Origin of the sequence: Enterococcus sp. S183_ASV_20, from assembly GCF_018919685.1 — a bacterium.
Classification (GTDB): domain Bacteria; phylum Bacillota; class Bacilli; order Lactobacillales; family Enterococcaceae; genus Enterococcus; species Enterococcus faecalis.
The window spans coordinates 1-15,513 of the sequence record NZ_JAHLRI010000052.1; the positions used below are offsets into that span (position 1 = coordinate 1).

The following is a 15,513-nucleotide window of genomic DNA, read 5'->3' on the forward strand; positions in this document are numbered from 1 at the left end:
GGTTTAGACCCTACGAAAACAACAATTTTTATCCAATCGCAAATTCCACAGTTAGCTGAATTAACAATGTACTATCTAAATTTAGTGACCACGTCACGTGTTCGTCGGAATCCAACGGTCAAAGCAGAAATTGAGCAAAAAAAATTTGGGGAAGGTGTTCCGACAGGATTCTTTATTTATCCCGTTTCACAAGCTGCTGATATTACTGCCTTTCAAGCGAACTTAGTCCCAGTTGGGGAAGACCAAAAACCAATGTTGGAACAAGCGCAAGAAATTGTGCATAGTTTTAATCAGACGTACGGTGAAGTTTTAGTTAGACCGGAAGCTGTGTTACCACCAAAAGGTATGGGACGCTTGCCAGGAATTGATGGCAACGGAAAAATGAGTAAGTCTTTAGGCAATGGTATTTATCTTTCAGATCCAGCTGAAGTGGTACAGAAAAAAGTAATGAGTATGTATACCGATCCAAATCATATTCGTATAGAGGACCCAGGACAAGTTGAAGGAAATATGGTCTTTACTTACTTGGATGTCTTTGGGAAAGAGAAAGAATATATTGAAGAATTAAAAGAGCACTATCGTCATGGCGGTTTAGGAGATGTGAAAATTAAACGTTACTTAATTGATGTCCTAGAAGAAGAACTCGCACCGATTCGTCGACGTCGTGAAGAGCTGGCTAAAAATCCAGAAGCGATTATGGAAATGTTGCATAAAGGAAGTCTTGCTGCTGAAAAAGTGGCAGCACAAACCTTAACAGAAGTCAAAAAAGCGATGGGAATTCAATATTTCTAAGCAATAAAAGAACTGGAACGAGTCAAAAGAAGAATGACTTGTTCCAGTTCTTTTTAAGTGGTTTGAAATTGACTATTATATAAGCTGGCGTAAAGAGTCGGAGCTTGTAATAGTTCCTGATGCGTTCCTTTTTCAATAATATCGCCATTTTTCATCACTAAAATTAAATCAGCATTTTCAATCGTGGATAATCGATGAGCGATAACGAAGCTTGTTCGATTTTCTGTGACAGTTTCCATCGCTTTTTGAATATGGGCTTCTGTTCGTGTGTCCACACTCGAAGTTGCTTCATCGAGAATAACAACGGGCGGATTTGCTAAAATGATTCGGGCGATGGTTAATAACTGTTGTTGCCCTTGTGATAATGCACCATTTTCGCTAGAAATAATTGTGTCATATCCTTGAGGAAGGGTCCGAATAAAATGATCACATTGAGCAATTTTAGCTGCTTCAATTATTTCTTCACGAGAAGCATCTTTTTTTCCATAGGCAATATTATCTGCTACGGTTCCTTCAAATAGCCAAGTGTTTTGTAAAACCATGCCAAATAAATTTCTTAGATTTTGTCGAGAAAGTTTCGTAATATCAATCCCATCAAAAGTAATGGCACCTTGATTTATTTCATAGAAACGCATTAATAAGTTGACTAATGTTGTTTTACCAGCGCCGGTGGGTCCTACAATGGCCACTGTTTTTTTCGGTTGAACAGAAAAATCAACATTTTTCATTAAAATTTTTTCTGGTGTGTAGCCAAATTGAACATTTTTAAATTCAATGGCTCCTTTAGGAGAAGAAATAGTTTCTAAATGAGTTGCTTCTGGCTGTTCATCAGCTTCATCTAAGATAACAAAAATCCGATCAATGGAAGCCATCGCTGCTTGAATTGAGTTAATGACATAAGAAGCGGTAGAAATCGGCTCAGAAATTTGGTTGATATATTGCAAATACGCTTGCAAGAAACCAATCGTAATACCACCAGATAAAACGAGCATTGCGCCTAAGATAGCACTAATAATAAAAGCCAACTGATTAATAAAACGAATAGCTGGATAAATCGCAAAATTTAGAAACTGTGCTTTTTTAAAGGCACGATAATGTTGTTGATTAACAGCATCAATTGTTTTTTCAGCATTTTGTTGTTGATTAAAGGTTTTTGTGACCAAATTTCCTGCTAAATATTCTTCCATTTTATTATTTAATTGACCTAATTCAGCTTGACTTTGATCAGCAAACACCTTGTTTTTATTCGCAATTTTTGTCGTCATGAAAGTACTACCGCCAATTAGTAGCAACACTAAAATAGTTAATTTTGCATCAATATAGAACAACATAATTCCTGCAAAAAGGATAGTCACGACGGAAGTGAAAAATTGGTTGATGCCTGTTAAAAGAACTTGTGACAATTGGTTTAAGCCAGTTGTTGAACGACTAATGATATCGCCCACTTGGTGATTGTCAAAGAAGGCCATTGGTAAAGTTTTAAACTTTTTTGTCACTTCTTTTCTAATTCTTAAAGTAACCCGTTCACTTAAAGAAGCCATTGCTCGTTCCTGAATAAAAGAAGTGATACTACTAATGATTGAAAAGAGAATTAAAAGTAAGACGGGACCTAAGAGCGCTTCTTCAACTAAAGAAAGTGTCATGCCTTTGAGCCCGACACGCTTGATCGCTTCTAAGAGGTTATCAATCCCGATTGCCATAATATAGGTCATGGCAACAATTAATAAGTTTCCAATTAAACTGCAGATCATTAGACCATAAAAGATTGGATGCTCAGGTTTAATCATTTTCCAGAAACGTTTAAAGCTTTGAAGATTCATTGTTTTTTTCATTGTATGGCTTGAAAAGAAAACTTTCTTTCAAGCAGTCACATCCTTTCTTTAATTACTTGGGTAAGATACCTTGCGATTTAGCAAAGTCTTGGTAATAGCTATTAGTGGTAAGTAAATCAGCGTGGGTGCCTTGACCAACAATCCTTCCTTCATCTAGGACGATAATATTGTCAGCGTTCATGATTGTACTTAACCGTTGAGCAACAATGAGTAAAGTTTTGTCCGCCATTTGTGCATGTAAAGCGGCACGTAGAGCGGCATCAGTTTTGTAATCTAATGCGGAAAAGCTATCATCGAAAATATAAACATCTGCCGGTTTGATTAAGGCTCGTGCAATACACATTCTTTGTTTTTGACCACCAGAATAGTTGGACCCGCCTTGTGCTACGAAACTTTCAATCCCTTGTGGTAAGGAATCGATAAATTCAGAAGATTGTGAAATTTCTAGTGCCGTTCTTATTTCTTCTGTAGTTGCTTTGGCATTTCCCATTAATAAGTTTGATAAGATTGTCCCACTGAAAAGAAAGGCTTTTTGTGGCACATAACTGATGACTTGGCGAATCGTTTGCTGAGATAATGAGCGGATATCTGTGCCAGAATAGCTAATCGTGCCGGCTGTGACCTCATTTATTCGTAAAAGTAACTTAACTAAAGTACTTTTACCAGCGCCAGTTGCCCCAACAATCGCCGTTGTTTTTCCTTTAGGGATGACAAAACTAACATTTTCTAAAACAGGATCAGCTGTTTCTGTGTATTGAAACGTGACGTTATCGAAGCAAATCAAGGCTTTCTCAGGATGATAAGCAATGGTTGCTTCAGTGTGAGGATCGCTAATTTCAATTTCTTCTGACAAAACTTCTTGCAAGCGATTCAAGGAAGCAACGGACCGTGGAATGACAACTAATACCATAGCCGCGATCATTAAGTAGGCCAAAGTTAGAAGGGTATATTCAATCACAGCTGTAACGGTGCCAATTTGTAGGGTGCCTACTGCAACTAAATTACCGCCAAACCACAAAATAGAGGCGTACACAACGCCCATTAATAAAAAGGCAACGGGAGTAATCCAAGCAAAGATTTGATTCACTTTACTCATGCGTTCAGCATAATTTTTAAATGTTTGATTGGTTCGCTGCTCTTCAAAGTCTTGATTATTGAACGCACGAATCATATTAATTCCAGTAAAGAACTCTCGTAAAGTCGTAGTAATTCGATCCATTTTTGGTTGAATTTTTAAAGATAAAGGGGTACCTTTTTTCATTAAAAAATAAACAACGACTAAGTAAAATACGATGGAAGCCAATGTTACCCAAGCGAGTGAAACTGAATAAGAAAATGTCATCACTAAGGCAAATAAACTAATAATAGGCGCTGGAAAGATTAGTTGGCAAAATAGCACAATCATTGTTTGAACATTATCTACATCGTTGGTCATTCTAGTTAGCAAAGAATTTGAACCAAACTTATCAACATTTTTCATCGAGAATTGTTGAAATTTTTTAAAGAACAATCCTCTAACTTGAAAACCAAATTTAGCAGCTACTAAAGCAGACAAATAGCTAGAAATAATTGCGGCAATTGTTCCAATGAATGCCACAAGAAACATTTGTATGCCAATCGTTTTAATTACTTGTTGGTCACCGCTAACGATGCCCACATCAATCAACTTGCCAACTAATTTAGGGACGCCAAGGGTTCCTGCGATTTGCAAACAGATGGTTAAAGTTGTCGCAAGAACAATCCATTTATTTTCTTTAATAAACTCTTTCATTAATTTCATGAAATTTCCTCCTTAAACAATACCGTTTTAGCTGTTACAAAGAGTCATTGTACACGTTCAAGTAACTTGAATGTCAACAGTAGAAATGCTAAACTTTTTGATGGAGGGAACAGTATGGAAAAAAATTACACAATAAAAGATGTTTCTGAGTTGTTAAATATCCCTAAGTCCACGATTCGTTATTGGGACGAGCAAGGGTTGATTAGTACAACACGCAATGAAGAAAACGGATATCGAACCTTTGATTTAGAAGATTTGTTCAAAATATATGATATTGATTTTTATCGAAAAATGGGGATTCCTATCAAAGATATGTTGAATTTATATAAAAAGACACCTACCGATCTCTATGCCACCATGGAAGCAACAGAAGAACAACTGGGGCAAGAAATAAAAAGGCTTCAACATAAATACAAAGAAATCAAGAAAAGAAAATTACATTTACATGCGTTAATTGATTTAGAAACATTGGTTTTTTCAGATGAACCAATTCCTTTTGATAAAATTGTTGTTGTTGATATTGAGGATCCAGAAGAGATGAAAGTTTACATGGAACACATTTCAACTTTAGGTATTTACGGGGATTTAAGTGAATCCAATGAACTGACGTATGGGATTTGTTTGGCAAATCATGTGAATAAAAAAAGTTTAGATAAAGTGATTTGGCTCAAAGAATCAAGTAGCCAATACAAAGGTTTTATTTTAAAAGTCAATACACAAGATACCCGTTTGAATAATATCGAAGAAGTAAAAAAGCGTTTAGCAAAACAAGGATTTGAAACAGGCATCGTTGTCGGAGAGCATATCTTGACACAACTAGAAGAGGAAAACCAATATATTGAATATTATTATGGTTGGATTGAAATTTTAGGGGAAAAGTGAAGTAATTGAAACAAAGAAGGAACTAGCAATAGCAAATGTAGCTAAGCTAGTTCCTTTTTTTATTTATAACAAGAAATCCAACATATTGTGTGTGCATAAAGGCAAATAGAAAAATAGTAGTGAAATAGCTAATAATAATAAAGAACCAGCTTGCATTAAAACTGCAAAAAAATATACCACAATTAAACGAATTGCTCTGGTGTTTTTACGGATAAAATTCAAAAATAGTCCTCCTCAAAAATAATTAGAGGATAACCTTTGTGAAACTATCAAGTTCTCAGGTTTTATAAAACAAATACACACTAGCAAAATCGCTTTATGAGTGAGGCTTATCCAATTATTTTTAAGGTTCTTAAACAGTTGTAAAAAAAATATCAGATAAACGTTTTCACAAAGAACAGTCAATTCGGTAAATTTTTACCTTAAAATGACACAAAATCTATAATTTGTTTCTCAAATCCTATAATTTGTTCCTTAAAAAGATATTATGAAAACGCTATTATATTTATGAAAGGAGCGAAACGAATGAAGAAGAAAAACGGGTTTTTTCAAAATGTATGGCGTTATAAGGCCTTAATCCTTATGGCGTTACCAGGATTTATTTGGTTTATATTTTTCTTCTATATACCAGTCTTAGCCAATGTGGTCGCATTTAAAGATTTTCATATTTCACCAGATGGTTTCTTAGCTAGTCTAAGAGAAAGTCCTTGGGTTGGTTTTGAAAATTTTAAATTTTTATTTGCGTCAAAAGATGCTTGGTTAATTACTAGAAACACCATTTTGTACAATGTCGTCTTTTTAGCCTTTAACTTATTCTTCGCGATTGCTTTTGCTATTATTATGAGTGAATTAAGAAATCGTCGCTTGGTTAAAGTTTATCACACGATGTCATTGCTACCATATTTCTTATCTTGGATGGTTATTAACTATTTTGTTTATGCCTTTTTAAGTCCAGATAAAGGGATTTTGAATCAATGGATTACTGGTAATGGCGGCACAATGATTAACTGGTATGCAGATCCACGTTGGTGGCCAGTAATTTTTGTCTTCCTAAATGTTTGGAAGAGTCTAGGCTACAACAGTATTATCTACTATGCTTCTGTGATGGGGATTGATCCGACATACTATGAAGCAGCGATGGTAGATGGTGCCAACAAATGGCAACAGATAAAAAATGTTACGATTCCACAAATTTTACCAATGATGTCTGTTTTATTAATTTTAAACATCGGCGGTATCTTCAGAGCAGACTTTGGTTTGTTCTACATCGTACCAAGAAACTCAGGTGCGCTTTACAACGTGACAAGTGTGTTAGATACCTATATTTACAATGGCTTAACGGCTACTGGTGATGTAGGCATGACGGCAGCTGCAGCGTTATATCAATCTGTCGTTGGGGCATGTTTGTTATTAATTGCGAATTTAGTTGTTCGTCGAATTGAACCAGATTCAGCACTATTTTAGGAGGAAGGATTATGAAAAAGAAAAAAGTCACTAGCGTTAACGTTCGATCCTTCAACCCGACAGCGAATTTGATTTTCAATATTGTCATTGCGATTTTTGCTATTTCCTGTGTGGTTCCGTTTTTCTTTGTTATTATGATTTCATTGACAAGTGAAGGATCATTAGCAGCAAACGGCTACCGGTTTTGGCCAAAAGAATTTTCATTGGAGGCCTATCGTTACATTTTCCAAGGGGCAATGAGTCAACGCATTATTCATGCCTTAGGAGTAACGGTCTTCATTACGGTGACAGGGACGATTGTCAATGCAACAATGACGTCATTATATGCCTATGTCATTTCTCGTTCCAACTTTCCATTTAAAAAATTCTTTACATTGTTTGCGTTAATTACAATGTTATTTTCACCAGGGATGGTTGCGAACTATTTAGTAATGACAAACTTATTGCAATTGAAAGATACAATTTGGGCGTTAATTTTGCCTTTAGCTTTAGGACCATTTAATATTTTAGTGATGCGAACGTTTTTCAAGAAAACCGTGCCTGACAGTATTATTGAATCGGCACGTATTGATGGCGCAAGTGAAATGCGCATTTTTGTCAGCATTGTGTTACCACTAGCCGTTCCAGGGATTGCCACAATTAGTTTGTTTGCGGCTTTGGGTTATTGGAACGATTGGTTCAATGCGTTACTTTACATTCAAAAAGATACCTTGGTACCGTTACAGTATTTATTGATGAAAATTCAAAACAACTTAGAGTTCTTATCAAGAAGTACGGATATGGGTGCAGCAGCACAAGAAGGGTTAGGCGTTCTACCAAGTGAATCGGCTCGAATGGCGATTGTTGTCTTATCTACGTTACCAATTGCGTTAACTTACCCATTCTTCCAAAAATATTTCGTGGGTGGTTTAACAATCGGCGGCGTGAAAGAATAAAATTGTACAGGAGGAAATAAGGAATGAAAAAATGGCAAAAAGGATTAGCCGTAGCTGGCGCAGCAGCTTTAGCTGTAGGACTAAGCGCGTGCGGTAAATCTTCAAAAGATGCAGCGTCAAAAGGTGATGATAGTACACCAACGTTATTAATGTATCGTGTTGGGGACAAACCAGATAATTATGACCAATTAATCGATAATGCGAATAAAATTATCGAGAAAAAAATTGGGGCAAAATTAAAAATGGAATTTGTTGGTTGGGGCGATTGGGACCAAAAAATGTCAACAATCGTTGCTTCTGGTGAAAGCTATGATATTTCATTAGCACAAAATTATGCAACGAATGCACAAAAAGGCGCCTATGCTGATTTAACTGATTTAGCACCTAAATATGCCAAAGAAGCCTATGATCAATTACCAGATAACTATATTAAAGGAAATACGATCAATGGAAAATTGTATGCGTTCCCAATTTTAGGTAACTCTTACGGTCAACAAGTTTTAACTTTTAATAAAGAATATGTCGATAAATACAATTTAGATATTAGTAAAGTCGATGGTAGTTATGAAAGTGCAACCGAAGTTCTAAAAGAATTCCATAAAAAAGAACCAAATATTGCTGCTTTTGCTATCGGCCAAACATTCTTTGCAACAGGTAATTATGACTTCCCTATTGGTAACCAATATCCATTTGCAGTAAAAACAACTGATACTGGCTCACCAAAAATTATTAACCAATATGCCGACAAAGACATGATTAATAACTTAAAAGTCTTACATCAATGGTATAAAGATGGCTTGATTCCAACAGATGCTGCTACAAGTACAACACCATATGACTTAAATACCAATACTTGGTTCATGCGTCAAGAAACACAAGGTCCTATGGATTATGGTGATACAATCTTAACACAAGCTGCTGGCAAACCACTTGTTTCTCGTCCACTAACAGAACCATTAAAAACAACAGCACAAGCGCAAATGGCTAACTATGTTGTTGCAAATACGTCTAAAAACAAAGAAAAAGCTGTTGAATTGCTAGGCTTATTAAACAGCAATCCAGAATTGCTAAACGGACTTGTTTATGGTGAAGAAGGCAAACAATATGAAAAAGTTGGCGATGATCGTGTGAAATTATTGAAAGATTACACACCAACAACTCATTTGAGTGCTTGGAACACAGGAAACAACTTAATCATTTGGCCAGAAGAATCTGTCACTGAAGACATGGTTAAAGAACGTGATAAGAGCATCGAAGAAGCAAAAGATTCACCAATTCTTGGTTTTACTTTTGTAAATGATAAAGTGAAAACTGAAATCACTAACGTTGCTACAGTTATGAATCGTTACGCAGCAAGCTTAAATACAGGAACTGTTGATCCAGAAGAAACACTTCCAAAATTAATGGATGACCTAAAAACAGCTGGCTGGGATAAAGTTCAAAAAGAAATGCAAACACAATTAGACGAATATATCCAATCTCAAAAATAATCACAGGAGGCTGAGGCATTAGCTGAGCGCTTTTGGCTCAGCCTTTTACATAATAGAAAGGAAGAGGAAGATGGAAAGTACAGGGATTCAACGGTTGTTTTACCTTTCCTGGACAGTAATCAAACTAAATTTACTGTTTGTTTTATTTAGTTTAGCTGGAGGGATTATTTTTGGTGTTGGTCCAGCACTCCAAATGATGACTGATTTCATTTTGGAAGAGGGCATGAATTATCAAGCAATCACCGTTAAACGAGCATTTGAATCATGGAAAGCACATTTTAAAAGAAGTAACTGTTATTTTTTACTTTTTCTCTTCACTTTAGGATTTGTTTTTTATAATATTTATTTAGCCGTTCAATTTACCGGAATAATGTGGTTAATTATTACATTTATTTTATTTTTTGTTTCCCTAATACTCGTTATTTTTTACATTTATATGCTACTATATGAAGGAAGCTATTTTATCTCAACTATTGATTTAATGAAGCTTTCATTTATCAGTATCTTTTTAAACCTCGGTGTATTTTTTAAAGTCTTATTCGGTGTAATTAGTATCGTTGCTTTAACCTGGAAAATGAAAGGACTGCTACTATTTGCTTCGTTTGCCTTAATTATGATGTGGTGTGCCTATGTCACGCGTAAAAATCGCCAGTTTATTGATGGAAAGTTGGAACAAAATGAAGCGAATCTTCAAAAAACTGTTTAAAAAAAAATATTTATTAAATCGATTAGTACAAAAATACAGTCTACTGTTAACAAGTATTATTTTGTTAACGGTGGCTGCTTTGTGCGTTTATGTTACTTATACAATTAACTTATCAATTGATTCACAAAAAAATAACGCCGTTTCCCAAATTGACAGCTATGTAACGAATAAAAATAATGCGGCGACGAATATGATTAATGAATTAGCTGGCTCTGCAAGTAAAATTGAAAACATGCGAAAATATATGGAACTTTCTCCTCCTGAGTACTTTGACTATACTTACAGCCAATGGTCGGAAGATCGGGTCAGTACCCACTTTGGAAATAATTTAAGTACATTATTTAGCACCTTTCCTGACTTAGAAGAAGTGATTATTCGCTTAGATGAATTTGATCAGGTTTTGTTCGCCAATCGCACAGCTACAAATGGGAAAAAAATGGATATGTCATCAATTAAAAAACATGGCTTTCAACTAATGCGAATTATCTCCGATCCTTATACAGGACAACCGCTGGGAGAGTTGTACACTGTGTTTTCAAGTCAAGAGTTGCTAGGCAACCAAGCAGACTTATTGAAAAAATCAGGTATTAATGCGTTTATCTATGATAGTGCTGGGAATCAAATTTTTTCTGAAAAAGCACAATTTACCAAAGAAGAAGAGTGGCAACTAGATAAAAGAATGCACACCGATAGTGACATTCAACAGGTTTTTCATAATCGCTACGATATTACGGAAATAGAAAGCAGTGGCCGGAGTACCATTCTCTTATTAACAAGCCGCCGAGTCTTATTTCAACAATTGTTTATGAATTATGCAGCCATTTTAGGGATTGGGTTACTTTTGATTGTTATTTTATTAGTGGGCTTAAACCGCCTATTTAAACGCTATTCTCAACAAGTCCAATTAATTTTAGAAGCGACACGAGCCATTGGCGATGGCAATTTAAAAGAACGAATTGACACGAATCAAGTTCAGGAAGAGTTGAATGATATTGCTTCCGCGATTAATTTTATGGTAGACAGTTTAGATCAATACATTCACGATATTTATACTTTAGAAATTAAGCAACGTGATGCCCACATGAGAGCGTTACAGTCGCAAATTAATCCTCATTTTCTTTATAATACGTTGGAATATATTCGCATGTATGCTTTGAGTCGGCAACAAGAAGAACTAGCTGATGTTGTCTATGCTTTTTCAACGCTACTTAGGAATAATATTAACCAAGAAAAAACCACGACCTTGGCAGAGGAAATCTCATTTTGTGAAAAGTATGTGTACTTGTATCAAATGCGTTATCCCGATCAATTTGCCTATAAGTTCGAAATAGAAGAAACAATTGCTGATGTTGAAATTCCTAAGTTCATTATTCAGCCGCTTGTCGAAAATTATTTTGTGCATGGTATTGACTATCAACGACAAGACAATGCTATTAAGGTCCACGCTTACCGAGAAGGCGAAAAAATTATTGTGGCTGTTGTGGATAATGGAAAAGGAATTACCGCCAATCGGTTAGAGGAAATTCGCGCACGTTTAAATCAAACAGAAATAGACACGGAACAATCCATTGGGTTAAGAAATGTTCATGAACGTTTACAACGCTTTTTTGGGGAGAGTTATGGTTTAACCATTGAAGGGAAAGAAGGAGAAGGGACGACAATTCGTCTTTCGTTTGTAGCATAAGGGGTGAAAAAATGTATCGAGTGATGTTTGTTGATGATGAATATATGATTTTAGAAGGCTTAAAATGGATTATTCCTTGGCAAGAGTTAGGCTTTGAAATTGTTAAAACAGCGCGTAGTGCGCAAGAAGCATTGGCTTTTTTAGAAACAGAATCTATTGATGTTTTATTAACAGATATTACGATGCCGGAAATGAGCGGGATCGAATTAATTGAGCAAGCAAAGAAAAAAGGACATCAATTTATTAGTTTAATTTTATCAGGTTATCAAGAGTTTGATTACGTCAAAAAAGGCATGGCTTTACAGGTCCAAGATTATCTTTTGAAACCAGTCAATAAGCAAGAACTATTAGCCAATATCCAGAGAATCAGAACAGAATTAGACCAACAAAAAAAATCCCATGCCCGCGTGCGTCTATATCTAGAAAATGGCTTGATGCGTTGGCTTAATGATGAAATCAGCGAAGGGGAATACGAAGAGTTAATGCAGCAATTTGCGACTATAAAACCAGGTGATTTTACCGTTTTATTGGTTGAAGCTGAGATGCCATTTTTAGAAACAATCAAGGAACTATTTATGAAAAAAGGTCAACTGTTATTCATTGAAAGTTGGATGAGTACGTACCACCAATTGTTACTTATCTATAAAGGGGCCAGACAAGAAGCGTTCTTATTTATTCGTGAAATTGAAGCGATTCTAGCTGGTCAAGGTCAGATTTTTGTAGGGGAATCTGTCAATGAATGGGAAACGGTTTATGAAAGTTATGAGAAAGTAAAACAGTTGCAAGCAATTGAAACGTTCTATCAAGAATTTCTGCCAAATAATCAAAAAGAACAAATGAATCGTTCGGCAGAAGATTTTACTTTTCTAGCGTTTAACCAAGCCTTGATGATTGGGGATATGCAGACCATTCAACGGGAATTAGATGCTATTTTCAATCAGTTAAGTCAACAACACGCTACGCCAGAATATGTACGCTATGTAGTCTTCTTACTTTTTTCAGATATTTCCCGTCAGTATCCAACTGTGTTAGAAGAAAACTATGAAAAAATCGTGGAAGAAATTCGAGCCAGCAACAATCTTAATACACTGTATGCGTTAATGCAGCAAGTCTTAGCAGAAGTGAAAAATAAACCTAAAATAAAAAAATATTCAGAAAGTGTTAGCCAAGCTGTAGAAAGAATTGAACAAGGCTATTTAGAAGAATTAAACTTAAAAACGGTGGCGGATGAGCTTCATTTGAACCCTAGTTATTTAGGCCAAATTTTCAAAAAAGAAACCAAGCGGAGTTTTTCTCAATATTTGAATCAAGTGCGTACCAAGCATGCCCAAAAATTATTATTGTACACGGATGATACAATCAACGAAATTTCAGAAAAAGTAGGATTTAACAATACCAACTATTTTTCAAAAATGTTTAAAAAATTAAATGGAATTACGCCAAAAGAATTTCGAGAGCAATACCAATCAAATTACGCAGGTGTCGAAGAATAAAAAGAAAGATGTTCAATTTTTATGAACATCTTTCTTTTTATTATTTTTCTGTACTTAATGAAAACGGTCGTTCTGCTGTGTTTTGTGGATTCGGGACGATCCCTAATTGATAATCTAAAGTCCCGCCGTTTAATAGTTCTTGATGAGTAAAATAAGGCGCAGTATGTTTTTCTTGGTTTAACTGAATTTCATGAATAAATTGTTGTTGGACTTTGTTTGGTGATGTCTGAATGGTTAATTGTTTACCATTTGACAGTTTTACTTCCGCCGTCTGGACTAAAGGCATCCCGATTACATATTCACCAGTTCCTGGTGTGACTGGATAAAAGCCTAAGCTATTAAAAATATACCAAGCAGACATGCTACCATTGTCTTCATCACCTGGATAGCCAGTTGGTGAAGCATTAAATGTTTGCATTAGTTGTTTTAAAAGTGGTTGAGCCATCTCTGGTTTGCCGATGTAGCTGAATAGAAACGGATAATGGAAACTTGGTTGATTTGAGATGGCTAATTGACCAAAATCAATTGCGGCCATTTCACTCATTTCATGAATTTCAAAACCATAGCCTTCAACGTTAAAGTTAGGCGCTTGATTGCATAGCTGAATTAATTTTTTTTCGAAAGCTAACTCGCTACCATATAGCTCAATCAAACCTGCAAAATCTTGATAAACCGCAAAACTTGATTGCCAAGCACTTCCTTCGGCGTAATCTTTGCCCCAACGAATATCTAAAAAGTCAGGACGGAAATGGCCTTCAGTATCCTTGGCTTGCATAAAGCCAGTTTCAGGATTAAAAAGTTGTTGATAATTCAAGGCTTGTTGACGATAAAACGTTGCGGTCTCTGAATCATTCAGTGTTTTTGCAACTTGCGAAATACAGAAATCGCTGTACGCATAGTCTAAGGTATGATTGACAGATTCATGATAGGTTGAAGGAACATAGCCATATTTTAGATAATCCAGAGTTCCTTGACGTCCATAATTTTCTCGTTCGCTTTGTTGTGTGGCGCCTTTTTTCATCGCTTCTAGGAACTGAGGCATCAAGTCAGGACGAATCTTTTTCACGGCGGCATCAGCAATGACAGCGTCAATCAAGGTGCCGGGCATTAAACCACGCTCATCTGGAGATAACCATTTTGGCAAGAAACCTGTTTCGTTGTAACTATTTAAAAAGCCTTCTAGCATCTCTTCGTATTTTTCTTGAGCAATTAGTGAGAACAATGGGTAGACCGTTTTATAAGTATCCCAAAAGCCATTATTGGTATATAGTACACCAGGACGAACCGTTTGCGAGAACGTATCATAATGAATCGGCTGCTGATTTTCGTCCAATTCATAAAAGGTTTGCGGAAATAGGAATGTTCGATACAGTGTATGATAAAACGTTTTAGTATGTTCAGGGTTTTCATGCGTTACTTTAAGACGATCGAAATAATTATGCCAATCTGCGATTCCTTGTTGCAGCATCTCAGTAGAACGCAAAGAGATTTCTCGCGCTAAATTTAACTGCGCTTGTTTTTCAGAAATAAATGAACTACTAAAATGAACAACTTGTTGAGCAATATTTCCAAAAGAAAGAAGGATTTTGCCATCTTCACCTGAAGAAGGGGCAAACCATTTGGTTAAAGGCTGTTCAAAATGAAGCACGAAATAAAAACTAAAATCTGGATCTTCACAACCAGAATAGTTGATGACTTTTACAGCCACTTGATGGTCATCTAATTGTTTTACTTGATAACGTCCAGGCAGAGTTAGTAGTAAGTGATTATCTGTTTGTTGATAATCAATGGTTAAGATACCACCATACATGCTTGGGATTAATTGAGAAGTTATTTGATAGCGTAATTGAGTTAAGTTAATTTCGACAGGAGAAAAAAGGCTTTCTTCTGGACGATAAGAACTTTGGGCATGGAATAAAGAAAGTTCCGACAATGAACCACTGACAGGGGTCATTAATAAATGGCTAAAATCACCCATCCAAGGACTTGGTTGATGCGTTACTCGATAGCCTTGAAATGTTCGATCTTCTGGATGAAACCACCAGCTGCCTTTTTGGTCAGTTGTTTGCGGGGCGTAAAAGTTCATCCCAAATGGCACGCCAGTATAGGGTAGACAATTTCCATTTGAAAAACTATGTTGGTTGGCAGTTCCGTGTCGCGTATCAATCGCTTGAATATTCATGAAAGTAGCTCCTTTGTTTTAAATGATATATCATATAGGCTGATTATAGCACAAAAAACAAGAAATGAAAGCGTATTTATTTGCTTTTTTATTTATTTTTAACGAATTGGTATATTCAATTTGAGGAGGGAATTGACAAGCATGTTACAATGGATAAGGAATCGATATTGGAGTGATTGTTATTTATTTTTTTAGTACAAAAAGTCAGCAATTTTTTGCGTATGTTTGGGCCATTTTCCCAGTCATCGCCTTTTTTTTGGTTAGTTTTTATAC

12 protein-coding genes are annotated in these 15,513 nt (G+C 35.8%); 8 read left to right on the top strand and 4 right to left on the bottom strand.

The genetic code is table 11. The annotated features are described in order from the left end of the window. On the top strand, positions 1–792 hold a 792-nt coding region (gene trpS / locus KQI94_RS12750), incomplete at its 5' end, for a tryptophan--tRNA ligase (RefSeq protein ID WP_216454482.1). Between the two features lie 53 nt (positions 793–845). Here the strand turns inward: trpS and KQI94_RS12755 are convergent. Together KQI94_RS12755 and KQI94_RS12760 are read right to left on the bottom strand one after the other, a co-directional pair. Then, the gene (locus KQI94_RS12755; protein ID WP_002389946.1) at positions 846–2,624 is read right to left on the bottom strand and encodes an ABC transporter ATP-binding protein; all 1,779 of its coding nucleotides are present in this window, start codon (positions 2,622–2,624) and stop codon (positions 846–848) included. 52 nt (positions 2,625–2,676) lie between these two features. Then, a complete protein-coding gene (locus tag KQI94_RS12760) occupies positions 2,677–4,404 on the bottom strand; it encodes an ABC transporter ATP-binding protein (RefSeq protein ID WP_216454484.1) in 1,728 nt (575 codons plus the stop codon). Between the two features lie 66 nt (positions 4,405–4,470). On the opposite strand from KQI94_RS12760, the gene KQI94_RS12765 reads away from it, so the two are divergent. Then, positions 4,471–5,286: a MerR family transcriptional regulator gene (locus KQI94_RS12765; RefSeq protein ID WP_002383586.1), complete on the top strand. Its 816-nt coding sequence runs from the start codon at positions 4,471–4,473 to the stop codon at positions 5,284–5,286. Positions 5,287–5,349: 63 nt separating this feature from the next. Here the strand turns inward: KQI94_RS12765 and KQI94_RS12770 are convergent, their stop codons facing one another. Next, on the bottom strand, positions 5,350–5,508 hold the full coding sequence (locus KQI94_RS12770) for a hypothetical protein (RefSeq protein WP_002369010.1): 159 nt from the start codon (positions 5,506–5,508) through the stop codon (positions 5,350–5,352). A 285-nt stretch (positions 5,509–5,793) separates the two neighbouring features. Here KQI94_RS12770 and KQI94_RS12775 point away from each other — a divergent pair, with 285 nt between their 5' ends. The 6 genes from KQI94_RS12775 to KQI94_RS12800 all read left to right on the top strand — a co-directional run bounded on the left by KQI94_RS12775 (position 5,794) and on the right by KQI94_RS12800 (position 13,058). After that, positions 5,794–6,750 carry an ABC transporter permease subunit gene (locus KQI94_RS12775; RefSeq protein WP_002356852.1) on the top strand — a complete coding sequence of 319 codons (957 nt, stop codon included), beginning with the start codon at positions 5,794–5,796 and terminating at the stop codon, positions 6,748–6,750. An 11-nt stretch (positions 6,751–6,761) separates the two neighbouring features. Continuing rightward, entirely contained in the window at positions 6,762–7,685 is a 924-nt protein-coding gene (locus KQI94_RS12780; RefSeq protein ID WP_002359877.1) for a carbohydrate ABC transporter permease, read from the top strand. 23 nt (positions 7,686–7,708) lie between these two features. Beyond that, positions 7,709–9,175, top strand: coding sequence for an ABC transporter substrate-binding protein (locus tag KQI94_RS12785; RefSeq protein WP_002369012.1), 1,467 nt, complete (start codon positions 7,709–7,711; stop codon positions 9,173–9,175). A 70-nt stretch (positions 9,176–9,245) separates the two neighbouring features. After that, positions 9,246–9,881, top strand: coding sequence for a DUF624 domain-containing protein (locus KQI94_RS12790; RefSeq protein ID WP_002362905.1), 636 nt, complete (start codon positions 9,246–9,248; stop codon positions 9,879–9,881). Beyond that, positions 9,835–11,565 carry a sensor histidine kinase gene (locus KQI94_RS12795; RefSeq protein WP_002390920.1) on the top strand — a complete coding sequence of 577 codons (1,731 nt, stop codon included), beginning with the start codon at positions 9,835–9,837 and terminating at the stop codon, positions 11,563–11,565. The genes KQI94_RS12790 and KQI94_RS12795 overlap by 47 nt, the downstream gene beginning before the upstream one ends. 11 nt (positions 11,566–11,576) lie before the next feature. Beyond that, positions 11,577–13,058 (top strand): response regulator transcription factor, encoded by a 1,482-nt coding sequence (locus KQI94_RS12800; RefSeq protein WP_002369015.1) that lies wholly within the window; start codon positions 11,577–11,579, stop codon positions 13,056–13,058. A 40-nt stretch (positions 13,059–13,098) separates the two neighbouring features. On the opposite strand, the gene KQI94_RS12805 is transcribed toward KQI94_RS12800, so the two are convergent. After that, complete coding sequence (locus tag KQI94_RS12805) at positions 13,099–15,240, bottom strand: GH92 family glycosyl hydrolase (protein ID WP_002369017.1); 2,142 nt, start codon at positions 15,238–15,240, stop codon at positions 13,099–13,101. Between the last annotated feature and the right edge of the window lie 273 nt (positions 15,241–15,513).

Bases quoted from the DNA above. Each gene is read 5' to 3' on its own strand.
- KQI94_RS12755 (WP_002389946.1), bottom strand. From the start codon at position 2,624: ATGAAAAAAACAATGAATCTTCAAAGCTTTAAACGTTTCTGGAAAATG.
- KQI94_RS12760 (WP_216454484.1), bottom strand. From the start codon at position 4,404: ATGAAATTAATGAAAGAGTTTATTAAAGAAAATAAATGGATTGTTCTT.
- KQI94_RS12775 (WP_002356852.1), top strand. From the start codon at position 5,794: ATGAAAGGAGCGAAACGAATGAAGAAGAAAAACGGGTTTTTTCAAAAT.
- KQI94_RS12780 (WP_002359877.1), top strand. From the start codon at position 6,762: ATGAAAAAGAAAAAAGTCACTAGCGTTAACGTTCGATCCTTCAACCCG.
- KQI94_RS12785 (WP_002369012.1), top strand. From the start codon at position 7,709: ATGAAAAAATGGCAAAAAGGATTAGCCGTAGCTGGCGCAGCAGCTTTA.
- KQI94_RS12790 (WP_002362905.1), top strand. From the start codon at position 9,246: ATGGAAAGTACAGGGATTCAACGGTTGTTTTACCTTTCCTGGACAGTA.
- KQI94_RS12795 (WP_002390920.1), top strand. From the start codon at position 9,835: ATGGAAAGTTGGAACAAAATGAAGCGAATCTTCAAAAAACTGTTTAAA.
- KQI94_RS12800 (WP_002369015.1), top strand. From the start codon at position 11,577: ATGTATCGAGTGATGTTTGTTGATGATGAATATATGATTTTAGAAGGC.
- KQI94_RS12805 (WP_002369017.1), bottom strand. From the start codon at position 15,240: ATGAATATTCAAGCGATTGATACGCGACACGGAACTGCCAACCAACAT.